The organism is Anoxybacillus sp. P3H1B (assembly GCF_001560855.1).
Lineage (GTDB): Bacteria > Bacillota > Bacilli > Bacillales > Anoxybacillaceae > Anoxybacteroides > Anoxybacteroides rupiense.
Genome location: NZ_LPUG01000034.1, coordinates 1 through 16,471 on the forward strand (window position 1 = coordinate 1; position 16,471 = coordinate 16,471).

Annotated in this window: 17 protein-coding genes and 1 rRNA gene; all 18 read right to left on the reverse strand. The window is 41.3% G+C overall.

The genetic code is table 11. From position 1 onward, the window contains the following. Positions 1-72, reverse strand: a 16S ribosomal RNA gene (locus tag AT864_RS17095); the annotation flags it as partial. Positions 73-372: 300 nt separating this feature from the next. Next, positions 373-1,857, reverse strand: coding sequence for a lysine--tRNA ligase (gene lysS, locus AT864_RS17100; protein WP_066151158.1), 1,485 nt, complete (start codon positions 1,855-1,857; stop codon positions 373-375). 84 nt (positions 1,858-1,941) lie between these two features. Beyond that, the gene (gene dusB / locus AT864_RS17105) at positions 1,942-2,943 is read right to left on the reverse strand and encodes a tRNA dihydrouridine synthase DusB (RefSeq protein WP_066151161.1); all 1,002 of its coding nucleotides are present in this window, start codon (positions 2,941-2,943) and stop codon (positions 1,942-1,944) included. Beyond that, complete coding sequence (locus AT864_RS17110) at positions 2,936-3,178, reverse strand: helix-turn-helix domain-containing protein (protein WP_066151163.1); 243 nt, start codon at positions 3,176-3,178, stop codon at positions 2,936-2,938. Before AT864_RS17110 ends, dusB begins: the two co-directional genes overlap by 8 nt. Next, the gene (gene folK, locus AT864_RS17115) at positions 3,130-3,657 is read right to left on the reverse strand and encodes a 2-amino-4-hydroxy-6-hydroxymethyldihydropteridine diphosphokinase (RefSeq protein ID WP_066151165.1); all 528 of its coding nucleotides are present in this window, start codon (positions 3,655-3,657) and stop codon (positions 3,130-3,132) included. Before folK ends, AT864_RS17110 begins: the two co-directional genes overlap by 49 nt. Then, a complete protein-coding gene (gene folB, locus AT864_RS17120; protein ID WP_066151252.1) occupies positions 3,658-4,017 on the reverse strand; it encodes a dihydroneopterin aldolase in 360 nt (119 codons plus the stop codon). After that, positions 4,010-4,843, reverse strand: coding sequence for a dihydropteroate synthase (folP, locus tag AT864_RS17125; RefSeq protein ID WP_066151169.1), 834 nt, complete (start codon positions 4,841-4,843; stop codon positions 4,010-4,012). The genes folB and folP overlap by 8 nt, the downstream gene beginning before the upstream one ends. Then, the gene (gene pabC / locus AT864_RS17130) at positions 4,840-5,718 is read right to left on the reverse strand and encodes an aminodeoxychorismate lyase (protein ID WP_066151172.1); all 879 of its coding nucleotides are present in this window, start codon (positions 5,716-5,718) and stop codon (positions 4,840-4,842) included. Before pabC ends, folP begins: the two co-directional genes overlap by 4 nt. A 3-nt stretch (positions 5,719-5,721) precedes the next feature. Continuing rightward, positions 5,722-6,300 carry an aminodeoxychorismate/anthranilate synthase component II gene (gene pabA / locus AT864_RS17135; protein WP_044743287.1) on the reverse strand — a complete coding sequence of 193 codons (579 nt, stop codon included), beginning with the start codon at positions 6,298-6,300 and terminating at the stop codon, positions 5,722-5,724. 6 nt (positions 6,301-6,306) lie between these two features. Then, on the reverse strand, positions 6,307-7,722 hold the full coding sequence (trpE, locus tag AT864_RS17140) for an anthranilate synthase component I (RefSeq protein ID WP_066151175.1): 1,416 nt from the start codon (positions 7,720-7,722) through the stop codon (positions 6,307-6,309). Positions 7,723-7,820: 98 nt separating this feature from the next. Then, complete coding sequence (gene cysK / locus AT864_RS17145; protein WP_066151178.1) at positions 7,821-8,747, reverse strand: cysteine synthase A; 927 nt, start codon at positions 8,745-8,747, stop codon at positions 7,821-7,823. Between the two features lie 87 nt (positions 8,748-8,834). After that, positions 8,835-9,725, reverse strand: coding sequence for an Hsp33 family molecular chaperone HslO (gene hslO, locus AT864_RS17150; protein ID WP_066151180.1), 891 nt, complete (start codon positions 9,723-9,725; stop codon positions 8,835-8,837). Between the two features lie 15 nt (positions 9,726-9,740). Next, a complete protein-coding gene (locus AT864_RS17155; RefSeq protein ID WP_066151183.1) occupies positions 9,741-10,514 on the reverse strand; it encodes a type III pantothenate kinase in 774 nt (257 codons plus the stop codon). A gap of 194 nt (positions 10,515-10,708) precedes the next feature. After that, positions 10,709-12,601, reverse strand: a complete 1,893-nt coding sequence (gene ftsH / locus AT864_RS17160; protein WP_044743283.1) for an ATP-dependent zinc metalloprotease FtsH — start codon at positions 12,599-12,601, stop codon at positions 10,709-10,711. Between the two features lie 91 nt (positions 12,602-12,692). After that, entirely contained in the window at positions 12,693-13,238 is a 546-nt protein-coding gene (gene hpt, locus AT864_RS17165) for a hypoxanthine phosphoribosyltransferase (RefSeq protein WP_044743282.1), read from the reverse strand. A gap of 22 nt (positions 13,239-13,260) precedes the next feature. Next, positions 13,261-14,652 (reverse strand): tRNA lysidine(34) synthetase TilS, encoded by a 1,392-nt coding sequence (gene tilS / locus AT864_RS17170; protein WP_066151185.1) that lies wholly within the window; start codon positions 14,650-14,652, stop codon positions 13,261-13,263. A gap of 86 nt (positions 14,653-14,738) precedes the next feature. Further along, entirely contained in the window at positions 14,739-15,722 is a 984-nt protein-coding gene (locus tag AT864_RS17175) for a protein kinase (protein ID WP_082063646.1), read from the reverse strand. Next, positions 15,688-16,428: a VWA domain-containing protein gene (locus AT864_RS17180; protein ID WP_044743279.1), complete on the reverse strand. Its 741-nt coding sequence runs from the start codon at positions 16,426-16,428 to the stop codon at positions 15,688-15,690. Before AT864_RS17180 ends, AT864_RS17175 begins: the two co-directional genes overlap by 35 nt. Positions 16,429-16,471: the final 43 nt, after the last annotated feature.

The window sequence follows — 16,471 nt, forward strand, 5'->3', positions numbered from 1 at the left end:
GGTCCGCTCGACTTGCATGTATTAGGCACGCCGCCAGCGTTCGTCCTGAGCCAGGATCAAACTCTCCAAAAGAAAGTTGATTGGCTATTATTTAAATTTCGGTTGACCATACCGAAATTTTTCGATTAACGCTTCGTTTTGTTCAGTTTTCAAAGAACATTTATCTTATCGCTCACAGGCGACTTTATCAATATAACATTTGTCTTTTAGCTTGTCAACTACTTTTTTAACTATTCATTACTGTTTTTGATCGACTAAAAGCGACGTTCTTAAATATATCACTTGCACGAAAATAAATCAATAGTTTTTATTAAAAAAATAAATTAAAATCCCCCATGAATTCCTTTCACAGGGGATTTTTTAGTATAACTTTTATCTATTACGCATTTGCGGAAATAGTAATACATCACGAATCGATGGTGAATTAGTCAACAACATAACTAATCTGTCGATTCCTATTCCTAATCCACCTGTTGGTGGCATCCCATATTCTAGAGCCTCAATAAAATCTTCATCCATCTCGTGTGCTTCATCGTTGCCTTGCTCACGCTCTTTAAGCTGTGCCTCGAATCTCTCTCTTTGATCGATTGGATCGTTTAATTCTGTGAATGCATTAGCATGCTCACGCCCTACAATAAACAGCTCAAAACGATCAGTGAATCGAGGATCTTCCGGATTTTTCTTCGCTAGCGGAGAAATCTCCACTGGATGACCATAAATAAAAGTCGGCTGAATGAGTTTATCTTCTACCTTTTGCTCGAAAAACTCATTGACAATATGACCAAATGTCATATGTGGCGCTACCTCCACGCCATGTTGTTTTGCCAATTCGCGAGCTTGCTCATCCGTCATTTGCCGCCAAAAATCTACTCCCACATATTCTTTAATAGCATCCACCATGTGAAGCCGTTTCCATTGTGGGGTTAAGTCTACTTCGTGCTCGCCGTATTGAATTTTTGTTGTATCTAGTACTTCTTGAGCGATATGGGCAATCATATTTTCCGTCAGGTTCATAATATCTTGATAATCCGCATACGCTTCATATAACTCAAGCATTGTGAATTCTGGATTATGTCGTGTAGAAACTCCTTCATTGCGGAATACACGGCCAATTTCATATACTTTTTCTAATCCACCTACAATAAGCCGTTTCAAATGCAACTCAATGGCAATCCGCATATATAGCGGAATATCTAGAGCATTATGATGCGTAATAAACGGACGCGCCGCTGCTCCTCCAGCGATGGAATGCATCATCGGTGTCTCTACTTCCAAATATCCATGAGTATCTAAATAACGACGCATCGATTGAATAATTAAACTACGAGTAATAAATGTATTTTTGCTTTCTGGATTTACAATTAAATCCAGATAACGCTGACGATAACGCTGTTCAATATCCTTCAAGCCATGATATTTTTCTGGAAGAGGCCGCAAAGACTTTGTTAGCAACTCATAAGCGGATACTTTAATCGACAATTCGCCTACTTTAGTTTTAAAAACGGTTCCTTGAACACCAACGATATCTCCTAGATCGGAAGTATCAAATATTTCATATTGTTCTTCACCAACATCATCTTTTCGCACATAAATTTGAATTTGACCTGTCAAATCTTGAATATGGGCAAATCCAGCTTTTCCTTTTCCCCTTTTTGTCATAATGCGGCCTGCAATGGCTACCTGGATCTTCTTTTCTTCCAATTCTTCTTTTGATAAACCTCCATATAATTCAAAAAGCTCTTCGGCTTTATGCGTGCGTTCAAATCGTTTTCCAAATGGGTCAATACCCTTCTGTCTTAGTTTGCTTAGTTTTTCTCGACGTACTCGTAATTGGTCATTCAATTCTTCGTGACTCATATTCCATTCACTCCATTTTTTAATTTATTAAAAATACTGTCAGCAAAGGCTGACAGTAAATAGTCATGACATATATTCCTTCACTTACACAGCCTGCGCATCACTCTGTTGTTTTGCTTCTACTTCTTCAACGAACTGTCTTAAAAGATTGACCAGCTCTTCCCGAGTATTGCATTCGTTAATGGCATTTCTTACCCTTGCATTTCCACGTACGCCTTTTAAATACCAAGCGGCGTGTTTGCGCATTTCTTTGACCGCAATATGCTCATTTTTTAAAGCAATGAGACGATCTAAATGCAAAATGCACACATCTATTTTTTCTCGGACAGATGGCTCTGGTATCAATTCTCCAGTTTCTAAATAGCGAACTGTTCGATAAATCATCCATGGATTTCCCAAAGCAGCACGACCGATCATAACGCCGTCAACGCCTATTTCATCAAGCATTCTTTTGGCATCTTGAGGAGTTTGTACGTCTCCATTTCCAATCACCGGAATATTAACAGCTTCTTTTACCTGTTTAATGATATTCCAATCTGCTTTTCCTTCGTACATTTGCACTCTTGTTCTCCCGTGAACAGCAACAGCCTTGCCGCCTGCGCGCTCTACTGCTTGGGCATTTTCCACTGCATAAATATGATCTTCGTCCCAGCCGATACGCATTTTTACTGTTACAGGTTTTTCAACCGCATCGACGACAGCACTTACGACATCATAAATTTTATTCGGATCTAGCAACCATTTAGCTCCAGCGTCGCATTTTGTGATTTTTGGAACAGGACATCCCATATTAATATCAATAATATCAGCATTTGTATTTTTATCGACAAATTTCGCTGCCTCGACAAGCGTTTCCTTCTCTCCGCCAAAAATTTGCAAACTTAGCGGCTTTTCACGTTCATCAATATAAAGCATATTTAATGTTTTTTCATTATTGAACAAAATTCCTTTATCACTGACCATTTCTGCACAGACCAACCCCGCACCAAATTCCTTCACCGTCAGGCGGAACGCAGAATTACACACTCCTGCCATTGGCGCTAGAACAACACGGTTATTGATCTGAACATCACCAATTTTAAACATTTCTTGCCCTCCTTTCTTCTCCCGCTATGATCTCTGGTGGCGAGAGCTCCTCAACCGTAATGTTTAAGCATTGAGCTACCATTTGTAAAAACTGTTCTGTCGGCAGGCGATTGCCTCGTTCAATTTCCCCTAAAACCGATACAGAAATGCCCAACTGTTTGGCAAATCTCTCTTGTGTGTAGCCTTTTAGCTTTCGAAAAGCGCGAATACGTCTCCCCCACTTTTCTGCTTCCATAAATATACCCCTTCTTTATTTAATAATTGATCTATACATAACGATAAATCACCATTCAAATTTGGAATGTATATTTTCTCATTAAGCTCAAACAACGGAACTAATACAAACGCTCTTTCTGCCATTCGCGGATGCGGAATGGTAAGTTGTTCTGTTTCAATATTTTCACGATTATATAATAAAATGTCAAGGTCTATCGTACGCGGTCCCCAACGAATCTCTCGTTTTCGCCCAAGCTCCTGCTCAATTTTTTGCGTTTCTTCCAATAGTTCAAAAGGAGATAGCGATGTTTGAATTTGCACAACCATATTTAAAAACTTGTTCTGTTGGATGTAGCCAACCGGATCCGTTTCGTAAATAGAGGAAGTTTGAATAACAGAGATTTGCGGATGTTCCGCTAGTTTTTGAACAGCTTTGTATAAATAAAGAATACGTTGTCCAATATTAGATCCCAAGGCAATATATGCGCAGTTTTCCATTTAACGTCTCCTTACTATTTCTACCGCTACAGATTGGTAATGGCCTTTAATAGGCGGATTCGGCTTCACAACTTTGACCGTGCATTGCAGAATCGAAGAAAACGCAGATAAAACATGGCAAGCAATTTGTTCCGCCACCGCCTCAATCAGTTTAAAGCGCTGCTCCTCCACGATTTCACGGCATATTTCATATAGAGCGGCATAATTAATCGTATCATCTAAACAATCGCTTTCTCCTGCTTTTTTCAAGTCAGTCTCAATCACTAAATCAACTATAAATCGCTGCCCCAATCTATTTTCTTCTGGGATGGCCCCGTGATATCCATAAAACTCCATTGCGTTTAGATAAATTTTATCGATGGCCATCGCCCCCTTTCCCTATCATGGCATCCATCATTTTTGCCATTCTAGCGATCGGCTGAACATCGTGAATACGAACGATGTGAACCCCTTTCGCAATCCCTAAACAAATCGTGGCTCCCGTCCCTTCCATACGCTCATGGACTGGCAAATCAAGAACATGGCCGATAAATGATTTTCGCGATGTTCCTAATAACAATGGATAGCCTAATTGTACAAACTTGTCCAAATGTCTCATGACTTGCAGATTATGCTCAGCTGTTTTTGCAAATCCGATGCCCGGGTCTAAAATAATATTTTCGTCCTTCACCCCAGCTTTTTTGGCTAACTCCACACTTTCCAACAGATCAGAAATCATATCGTTAATTAAGTCTCTATAATCTACTTGATGGCGATTATGCATTAAAATAATCGGCACTTGATAATGAGCAGCTACTTCTGCCATTTTCGTATCGGCTTTAGCCCCCCATATATCGTTAATTATATGCGCTCCCGCCTCAATAGCTTGCTTCGCTACTTCTGCCTTGTAAGTGTCTACAGAAATAGGAACCTTTATTTCATTGGCTAACGCTTTTACTACAGGTATCACTCGTTTTAATTCTTCTTCTAGCGCTACTTTCTCAGCTCCCGGGCGCGTCGATTCCCCTCCAATATCAATAATATCTGCTCCAGCATCTACCAATTGCTTGGCATGCTCAACAGCGCGATCGATTGCATTAAATTTTCCTCCATCCGAAAATGAATCAGGTGTTACATTTAAAATTCCCATGATGATTGTTTTTTGCTTTATATCAAGTGTATACGGTCCACACTGAATCACATTCATTGTTCCATACTGATCCTTTCTGTTAATTGATATCTTGTCCATAAAGAATGTGTGAAGCAAGCATAATGGGCCTTCAAAGATTGAACAAAGACGCCGCGTTCACCCGGATAAACGAAATGATCGATTCGCGAAACGGGAACAATTTCTTGAATTGAGTTCGTTAAAAATACCTCTTCTGCTTGTTCTAAATCCTTTAAGGTGTAAAGTCCTTCTTCACAGCGAATTCCTGAAACGCCGAGCATAGCCATGACAAACTGTCGTGTAACTCCATTTAAAATTCCTGTTTCTAGCGCTGGAGTATATACAATTCCGTCTTTCACCCAAAACAGATTGGAGACAATTCCTTCAGCAAGAAAGCCATAATGATTCAGAAAAATCCCTTCCATGTGAGGATGGCTTCTCATCTCGCGCTTACCAAGCACATTATTAAAATAATGATGCGATTTAAGACGCGTTTCTCCCTCAGGACTATTTCTCCTTGTTTTTAAAATGGTACACATTTTTTCTTTTACAGCTATTTCCGGCAATGATTTCATATATACAATAACAGTCGGCTCAGTATATGCATCGATTTGCAAACCAATATCGCCAATTCCCGCTGAGATATTTAAGCGAATATAAGCATCTTCTAAGCGATTAGCTGCTAATAGCTGCTGAATGATTGCGATTGTCTCTTCCCGGCTAACTGAAAAACGGATTTGCATATCCACTAAACTTTTATGAAGGCGTGCAAGATGGTCATCCAGTAAAAACGGATGACGATTATAAGTACGAAAGGTTTCAAAGACTCCCAATCCATACATAAAGCCGTGATCAAATGGCGAAATACGGGCCTGTTCATTCGGAATAACTTTACCATTTATATATACATACATGGATTATCGATTCCTTTTATATGTTTGAATAAAATTGTTCAAAAGCTCCATCCCATATACAGTCATGATCGACTCTGGATGAAACTGAACCCCCTCTATAGGCAGCGTTTTATGACGGATTGCCATAATCTCGTCGTCTTCTGTCCACGCTGAAATGTCAAAGCATTCAGGCAATGTTTCTTTTTTTACAATTAATGAATGGTAGCGGGTAGCTGTAAATGGATTTGGAACCTCCGAAAAAATCGTTTTTCCATCATGTAAGATTTGTGATGTTTTTCCATGCATCAGCTTTTCCGCGCGAACCACTTCCCCGCCAAATACTTGTGCAATGGATTGATGGCCGAGGCACACTCCGAAAATAGGAATTTTGCCAGCGAAGTGCTCAATGGCTGCCAAGCTGACCCCCGCTTCATTCGGACTGCACGGCCCAGGCGAGATCATTAAAAAATCAGGATTCAATTGTTGTATGCCCTGCACATCGATCTCATCATTTCGTTTGACAATTAACTCCTCACCTAATTCTCCTAAATATTGAACTAAATTGTACGTAAATGAATCATAGTTATCGATCATTAAAATCATCTTTTCTCACCTCGTCATAAATAATCGCTCTGCTTCGCTCATCTCTTTTGCTTGCCACAGGGCTCTTGCTTTTTTCAAACATTCTTTGTATTCATGCGGTGGCCGAGAATCAATAACAATCCCGGCGCCAGCTTGTACGTGCGCCATCCCGTCTTTGGCGATCATGGTTCGAATCGCAATATTAAACTCCATATCTCCATTAAAGCCGATCCAACCAATTGATCCGGTATAGATTCCGCGTCGCACTGGCTCTAATTCCTCAATGATTTCCATCGTGCGCACTTTTGGAGCCCCGGTAATCGTCCCGCCTGGAAACACGGCCTTTATCACATCAAAAACATCTTTTTCCTTTTTCATTTCTCCTGATACATGCGATACAATATGCATGACATGAGAATATGCTTCAATGGTCATCCATTCATCTACTTTTACTGTACCATATTTGCATACTCTGCCTAAATCATTGCGCTCTAAATCAACAAGCATGAGATGCTCTGCTCGCTCTTTCTCGTTTTCTAACAACTTATTAGCGATTTGTTGATCCTCCTCCGCTGTACTGCCTCGCGAACGTGTCCCCGCAATCGGTCTTGTACTCAAACGAGATTTTCGCTTTTTTATGAGCAATTCTGGTGAGCCGCTCACCACCTGAAATTCCGGAAAATGAAGATACCCCATATATGGAGAAGGATTTAACAGACGCAGCTTTTCATAAATGTGAAATGGATGTGTGAACAAAGGCTTGGATTGCCGCACTGACAGGTTGACTTGAAACACATCTCCTTGCCCGATATATTGCCGAACTTTTTCAACCGCCTCCATAAACTCCGTTTCTGTCATGGAAACAGATTCGCTTTGCGCCTTTGGAGTAAAAAACCACCCATTCGGCTGCTTGCTCTCCTGTAACCATAAGAATTCATAAAGCGAAAGACGCTTTTGTGCATCTTCGTGTTCTTCCTCTACATAATGAACAATGAGATGCAGAGCTTGTTCCTCATGATCATAAACAACAATATCGTCAAAAATTAAAAAATAAAGATCTGGAACTTTAAGATCATCCTCTGCTTGGGAAGGAAGGCGTTCGATATAGCGGACACAATCATAGCTAAAATAGCCCATCAATCCCCCTTGAAAATCGGGACCATCATCATCAAAATCCGTCTTCCATTGCGAAAACCATCGCTTTAGCAAATGTAACGGATTTCCTTGTAGCTTCAGTTCTTCTCCTCGATAGCGAAGCAAAAGCTCCTGTCCGCTTCCTTGTACCATTCCGGCTGGGCGCAAGCCGATAATGCTGTAACGCCCTGAACGTCCACTTTCTAGCAAAATATGATAAGGCTCATCTTGTGCGAGCCATTGATATTGTTTGAACCACTCCTTATGCTGATAAGCAATCTTTTTTTTGAGTATTCGCCTCAGTCTCATAAAAGGTCCATACCTCCCTTCCTTTGTTGCACCATACTTATTGTACTATAAAAAAATTTCGACAGGGAGTATTCCCTGCCGAGATATGCGACTTTTCATTATTCTTCGAATTGATATAGCGCTGTACTTAAGTAACGCTCTCCATTACTTGGAACAATTGCCAATACTTTTTTTCCTTTTCCAAGCTGCTTGGCTACCTTTAGAGCTGCATGGATAGCTGCCCCTGATGAAATGCCTCCTAAAATTCCTTCTTCGCGGGCAGCGCGGCGAGCAGTCTCAAATGCTTCCTCTGTCTTTACAGCAATGACTTCGTCGTAAATATCTGTATTTAAAATATCTGGGACAAATCCAGCGCCAATGCCTTGGATTTTATGCGGTCCCGGTTTTCCTCCTGATAACACAGGAGAATCTGCAGGCTCTACTGCATAAATTTTAATATTTGGGTAGGCTTCACGCAGTACCTCGCCAGCTCCTGTAATCGTTCCACCAGTACCGATTCCAGCAATAAACGCATCCAGCTGATCGCCCATTTGTTCTACAATTTCTTTTCCTGTCGTAATTCGATGGATTTCCGGGTTCGCTTCGTTTTTAAATTGCTGTGGCATAAAATAGCCGTGTTCTTTAGCCAACTCTTCCGCTTTGTTGATCGCTCCTCGCATTCCTTCACTGCCTGGTGTCAATATAAGCTCCGCACCATATGCCCGCAATAGATTACGGCGTTCCAAGCTCATTGTATCAGGCATGACCAGAATGGCTTTATATCCTTTCGCAGCCGCTACCATCGCTAAGCCAATTCCAGTATTGCCGCTTGTCGGCTCAATAAGTGTATCTCCTGGCTTTAGCTTTCCTTCTTTTTCAGCGGCTTCAATCATTGCTAAAGCAATACGGTCTTTCACGCTGCTGCCTGGATTCATAAATTCCAGCTTTACGTATACATCTGCGCTGTCTTCGTCCACGATACGATTTAATTTTACTGCTGGTGTGTCTCCGATTAATTCTGTAATAGAGTTTACTGCACGTGCCATTTTTTATCCACCCCTAATCCCGAGTAATTTTATAGAATTTGTTTAAAATTTATCAACTATTTTCTCAATTGTCAATTATTTAATTTTTTACTCGGTCGACGATTCAGCCATTTTCTTTAATTCATATAGCTCCTGTGTTGTAAAATGATACGCCTCATTGCAAAAATGGCACATTGCCTCAGCCTGCCCTTCTTCATCAATAATCGCTTGAATTTCTTCGGGACCTAAGCTGATAAGGGCATTTGCAATTCTTTCTCGTGAACAGCTGCATACAAAAGCAACAGGAAGAGTTTCAAGAATTTTTACATTTCCTTTGCCTAACAATTCTTCTAAAATCTCTTCAGGAGTCGCTCCTTTTTCAATCATTTTTGAAACCGGAGGAATGGCTTGAAGCCTTCGTTCAATTTCATGAATCGTTTGTTCTTCTGTATTAGGCATCAGCTGAATAATAAATCCGCCGGCTGCTAGGATTGTATGATCAGGGTTTACAAGCACCCCAACTCCAACAGAGGAAGGCACCTGCTCAGACGAAACAAAATAGTATGTGAAATCCTCTCCAAGCTCTCCAGACACAAGAGGAACTTGACCTGTGAAAAAATCACGCAGCCCTAAATCTTTCACAATCGTCAACGTTCCGTTTGTCCCTACTGCTCTGGCTACATCTAATTTGCCGTACTGATTTAAGTCAAAATGGACTTGCGGATTGGTCACATACCCTCTGACTTCTCCCTGGGCATTGCTGTCAACCATAATGGCGCCAAGCGGGCCCCCTCCCTCGATTTTAATGGTGAGCTTGCTATTTCCTTTTAGCATCGCTCCCATCATAACACCGGCTGTCATAGCGCGGCCAAGAGCGGCAGAAGCCGTTGGCCATGTCTGATGACGTCGCTGTGCCTCTCCAACGGTCGTTGTGGTTCGTACTGCATACGCCCTTACTTGTCCATCATAAGCCAAAGCTTTTACTAAGTAGTCTGACATTTCATTCACCTTTTCTTATTTTTTATCTGCATTTTTTATATAAAGGAGTTGCAGTCCTTTTAATGTTAAAAATGGATCAACGATATCAATTACGTTCGATTCGTTGGCAATCAAAGAAGCCAACCCTCCAGTTGCAATCACCTTCGGAGGAATGGCACTTTTTTCTTTCATCCGTGATACAATGCCTTCGACCTGTCCAACATAACCATATAGTATACCAGCCTGCATCGCACTGACGGTATTTTTCCCAATAATATCATCTGGACGCGCAATTTCAATCCTTGGCAATTTAGCAGCACGAGAATACAAAGCTTCTGTTGAAATCGTGATTCCCGGAGCAATCGCTCCTCCCATATATTGTTTATGTTCATTGATATAGCAATATGTTGTGGCAGTTCCAAAGTCAACGATAATTAACGGGCTCCCATAAAGGTGGATACCCGCAACAGCATTGACAATGCGGTCTGCCCCTACTTCTTTCGGATTATCATATTTAATATTGAGTCCTGTCTTAATTCCTGGTCCAACAATGAGTGGTTTAATATGAAAATATTTGTGACACATTCGTTCAAGCGCAAACATGATCGGCGGCACAACAGAAGAAATAATAATTCCATCAATATCAGAAAAATTAAGATCGACATGATTAAGGAGTGCTTTAATCGTCATTCCATATTCATCTTCTGTTTTTCCCCTGCTTGTTTCAATACGCCAATGATGCTTTAGCTCATCTCCATCATATACCCCTAATACAGTATTAGTATTTCCGACATCTAACACAAAAATCATCGCTTCATCCCCACTTTTCACACATTCTTGCCTTTTCATCATACCATAAGAATAGAAAAATTGCCTGCAAGGTAAGAAGCACGCAAAGTGTCCATCGATGGCGCTTGAAGCTAGACAGCGCCTTACTTCTAAAAAAAGAACGAGCGGTAATTTCTGATATGATGAAAAAAGATGCCTCTGTAAAAAGAGACATCTTATTCTTCTTCTTTCTTTGTATGAATATTTACTTTTACGTCTTCTTGTTGCTCTCCATTTCCCGTACGATTCGGAAGCGTTCCATGCTCAAAAAGATGTTTAATTTGCTCTGCATCTAACGTTTCCACTTGGAGTAATGTTTGGGCAATAAGCTCTAGTTTATCCCGTTGCTCTGTTAAGATATTTTTGGCTTTATCATAGCATTCCTTAATAATTCGCTGGATTTCTAAGTCAATTTCATATGCGATTTGATCGCTATAGTTTTGCTCACTATGCAAATCGCGGCCTAAAAACACTTGGCTATGAGACTGGCCGAACTGCATTGGGCCAAGCTTATCGCTCATTCCGAACTCTGTTACCATCCGACGAGCAATGTTTGTCGCACGCTGAAAATCGTTATGGGCTCCTGTGCTCACTTCATCAAAGACGATTTCTTCAGCGACACGGCCGCCCAGCAAGCCAGTAATTTTATCTAACAACTCTGGCTTGGTCATAAAGTAACGATCTTCTTTTGGCAACATTACCGCATAGCCACCTGCTTGCCCGCGTGGCACAATGGTTACTTTATGAACCATTTCCGCATCAGCTAATACCATGCCGATAACCGTATGTCCCGCTTCATGGTAAGCAACAATGCGACGCTCTTTCTCAGAAATCACGCGGCTCTTTTTCGCCGGCCCGGCGATGACGCGATCGGTAGCTTCGTCAATATCGCTCATATCAATTTTCTTTTTGTTTTGCCGCGCAGCTACGAGAGCTGCTTCATTGAGCAAATTCTCTAAATCAGCGCCAGAAAATCCTGGAGTGCGCATAGCAATGGCTTTTAAATCAACAGATTCATCCAATGGTTTGTTGCGGGCATGGACTCGCAACACCGCTTCACGCCCTTTCACATCCGGGCGATCTACCGTGATTTGACGGTCAAAGCGGCCCGGGCGCAGCAATGCTGGATCAAGAATGTCTGGACGGTTCGTTGCCGCAATAATAATAATGCCTTCATTGCCGCTAAATCCATCCATTTCCACAAGCAATTGGTTCAGCGTTTGCTCGCGTTCATCATGTCCACCGCCAAGCCCCGCACCACGCTGACGACCGACCGCATCGATTTCATCAATAAAAATAATACAAGGCGCATTCTTTTTCGCAGTTTCAAACAAATCACGCACGCGTGATGCACCGACACCTACAAACATTTCTACAAAGTCCGAACCGCTGATGGAGAAAAACGGAACTCCTGCTTCTCCAGCTACCGCACGAGCTAACAACGTCTTCCCTGTACCAGGAGGTCCAACAAGCAGCACTCCCTTTGGAATGCGAGCACCCAACTCGGCAAATTTTCTCGGGTCTTTTAAAAATTCCACAATCTCTACAAGTTCCTGCTTCTCTTCATCTGCGCCAGCCACATCGCGGAAGCGCACTTTTTTCTTTTCTTCGTTATAAAGTCTTGCGCGGCTTTTTCCGAAATTCATTACTCGGCTGCCGCCGCCTTGCGCTTGATTCAGCAAGAAGAAAAATAAAATGAAAATGATAACAAACGGAATAATCGACGTAAAGAACGTCACCCAACCGCTTGTTTCATCCGCCGGCATCACTTCTACTCTCGTCCGTTTAGCCGCCGCGTCAATACGGTTTAAAACAGGATCACTGTTCATTACATACGTAGAAAAATACTGGCCTTCACGATAGTCTTTTAGCTGACCTCTAATCTCGTATACGCCACGTTCCGGCTTCATGGAAAACGTTTTGACATCACCGTTTTCTAGATGGGTAATAAAAGCATCGTATGTCATCGGTTCAGTCCGCTGGTTGCTCCCATTAAAGAAGCTGACAACGCCAATGACCACGAGAAAAATTAGTAAATAAAATATCGTATTACGGAAGATCCGATTCATTTCTTGCCTCCTCCCATATGAAACACGCTATATTCAATAGTACCATAGAAAATCATTCCAACACAACCAATTCACCGTATGGACTGCCGCTTTATTTGCTGTATACTTCAGGCTTTAACACACCGATATAAGGAAGGTTGCGATATTTTTCACAATAGTCTAGCCCATACCCCACCACAAACTCATCCGGAACGACAAAGCCAACATAATCTGCTTCAATATCTGCTTTTCGTCCAGCTGGTTTATCTAAAAGCGTCACAATCTTGATCGATTTTGCTTTGCGGTAGCGGAACAGCTCTACCAAGTAACTCAGGGTCAGACCGCTGTCAATAATGTCCTCGATAATTAAGATGTCACGTCCTTCAACAGACGTATTCAAATCTTTTAAGATTTTGACTTCTCCAGATGACACCGTCGCATTTCCATAGCTAGACACATCCATAAAATCCATTTCTAAGTATGTATCAATATGCTTTAGCAAATCCGACATGAAAGGCATTGCCCCCTTTAACACGCCCACAGCCAGCGGAAACCGTCCGTCATATTCCTCTGTAAGCAGTTTACCTAGCTCCTTTACCTTTTCCTGTATTTGTTCCTGTGTCACTAAAACTTTTTGAATATCTTGATTCATCCCCATTTTCTTTTTTCCTCCTAGATGTTCATTGCTCTTTATAGTGTAATACAAGATATCGCATTTTTGTAACATCAGTTGCTTCAAAAGCGGATTTTTTTAGCTTTGGAAGCCACAAAATTCTCCCTTGTCCATCTTCAAGTACAGGCCAGCTATCTCGTTCATGCAAAGGGATTTTTTTTTCAATAAAAATATCCTTGATTTTTTTTGTTCCCTTCATCCCTTTTAATGTCATGCGATCACCCTTGCGCCTTGTTCGCACACGCAGAGGAAGTTCAAGCGTTTCTGGATCTAGAACCAGTATGGCATTTCCTTTTCGCTCCCTCGGATAGTGTTCCCAAAATTCGCTTATGATTGCACATCCATTTGGCAAATACAACGTTGTTGGTATGGCTGCATCAAATTCGACCATATAAGCCCCTGTTTTCTTTTCTTGGAACGTGAAGGTACAGCTATCATAAGAACGAATGATTTTTAGACCATTTGGAAAATCCAGCCTGCCTGAAGGATGGTTATTGTTTAAAATGGCTAACACATTTTTTATATGTAACGAGGACAAAGAGGAAGGCTTTCCATCATAAAGACAGTTCAATATTAGTTGAATCCCTCTTCTTTGTAAAGGCTTAGGCATCGCTTGAAACGGCTGAATCCGCAAAGTAATTTCGTCAGATTGCTTTTCCATTACCTTATTCATCGCTTGCTCCGTTAATTCCTCTAAAAAGGCTTCATCCTCCATCATCGTTTCACTATAATATTGAAACCGTTCATGGACACGCGGATTTTCTTTTTTCAAAAAAGGAAGGAGCACGTGGCGAAATCGGTTTCTTGTATAGCTATCTTTCGTATTGCTTTCATCGTAGCGAGGCTGAAGGCCATGATCATAACAGTATGCTTCAATATCATCCCGACTGATGCATAAAAATGGACGGATGATATAACCATCGTGAAATGGCCGCTTAACCGGAATCCCGGCATATCCCTTCTGGCTACTTCCACGAACAAGCCTCATTAAAATTGTTTCAATTTGGTCGTCACCATGATGCGCCAACGCTACATAAGAAGCAGAATGCTTCTCCATGATTTCCTGAAAAAAACGGTAACGGCATATGCGAGCTGCCTCCTGTACACCTATCTTGGTCTGACGTTGGAAAGAAGGAACGTCAATTTGTGTTGCCTCACATATAATACCGAACTGAGCGCAAAAATGTTTCACAAAATTCATATCTTCTTCTGATTGTAGACCGCGAAACATATGATCTACATGAGCAGCAACAAGCTTGATTTTCCATTCATGTCGAATAGTATAAAAAAAATGTAGCAAAGCAAGAGAATCAGGTCCACCTGATACACCAACTACAACAGTCGAATTCGGCTCAAGCAGCTGATGCGTCTGAATAAAGGAACGGACGGTCGAAAGCATATAGCAAAAACCCTCTTCTATCAATTTTCTTCATTATTTATCGTATCATTAATGAAATATTTTCTCAAAAAAGAAGGTTTGTCAATTTAAAGAACTTGTCCATATAAGTATAGTACGTATACGAATAATAAAATGGCAGCAATAAATGCCGTTTCAATCACTCCTCCTCGCCGCTTTTTTGCTTTCCGCCGTTTTTTCCTGCTTCTTGATGAAGGAATTGTTTGGGGAGGAACATGCTTTTCTTTTGGCGGGAGATCAGAATGATGAATAGCTGCTACCAGATCTCGTTTCATTTCAATCGCTTGCTTATAGGTTCCATCAATCGCTTTCATAAGGGCTTTGCGATATTTTCGCAATGTCGCATCCGCTTCAATCATAGATAGTAACTGCTGACGCGCATTTTCCTTTTTGGTAAATTGTGTAGGATAGCAAACATGAATCATCATCATTGCGACTGCGAATAGATCATAAGCAGGGTCTGCTTTTCGTGAACCAAGTCCCCAATATCCCCGATCATAAAATTCAGTAAATTCTTTAATTGCTCTTCCTTGCAAAGTCGTACCGCCAACATCAAGTAGCCGAATAGTTGGTGGCATTCCTGCCACTAGCAAATTCTCTGGTTTTAAATCTCCAAATACCCAGCCTTCTTTATGCAGCTTATCTAATGCAGATAGCAATTGCAAAATTAAAATGATCATCCATTCTTTTCCTCTTTTTTTAATAAAGGAAAAGAACTCCTCTCCTTTAATATATTCCATTACATAAAAAGGAGTCAGGCGATTGGTAGAGGGATCAAGCCAGTCATCCACGTCTAGCAAAGAAGGCCCAAGGGCGGCTCCTTGGACCTTGGAAAAACGTTTTAATACATTTACTTCAGATAAAATGGTGGTGTTATTATCACTTAATTTAATCGCCACAAGCCCCTTTTGGCTTTCCGCCAAATAAACAACCCCATTTGCTCCGTTGCCGAGCAGCTTAATCATTTTGTATGCTTTGCGATGCCATTTTCCCGTAATAATCGTTCCAGTCGGCAGCTTACATAGATGATTCTTCAAAGTATGATTCATCACCAGAGATCAAACTCCTTAAGGAACGTTTTTTATTGAAGTAGTAGGAAACCGCTTCACGTAATGCAGGACCTGTCGGTGTAAGTCCTCCAGACGTTAATTTCGGAAATACGGACGATAGTGCCTCCAGATTAGGTGTCCAGTCCATCACTTTTTCTACATTTCCTTGTTTCCCAGGAAATACGAAAACAGAGAATTGGTTATCTCCGGTACGGGCATTTAAGCTCAACGATAAATCAAATAATGCTTCTTTGACTGTTGGCAGCTTGGTTTTCATGCTTCCGCTTGTGTCTATTAATATTAAAACTTCCAATTCAATCGTTTCGCCGAGTTCATCGACAACTTCCATGACTTCTCCGCGCTTTTCTGGAGGCAGATCCTCTAACGATGTATCGGAACCTAAAATCTGCTTTAGCTCTTTATTAACCACTCCTTGCAATGTTTGTGTCATCGCTTTTCGTGTGACCATTTGCACGGTTTGTGATAGCTGTTTAGCATAAACAACCTGACTAACTCCACCTCCCGCCATTGCAATTCCTTCTATTTCACGCAAGCCGTTTTCATCAATCGTATCTTGATCAAGCACACCAATGACATTGACTGTAATTCCCTGCTCCTTAGCTAGAGAAGCCATTGCGATCGGATCTTCTCCGTGGTTGGAGCAACCATCCGTAATTAATAAAATTTGCCGTAATGTTCCTTTTCGCACCTTTCATTCCCCTCCTCAAATGATGTATTACCATCATCGACGG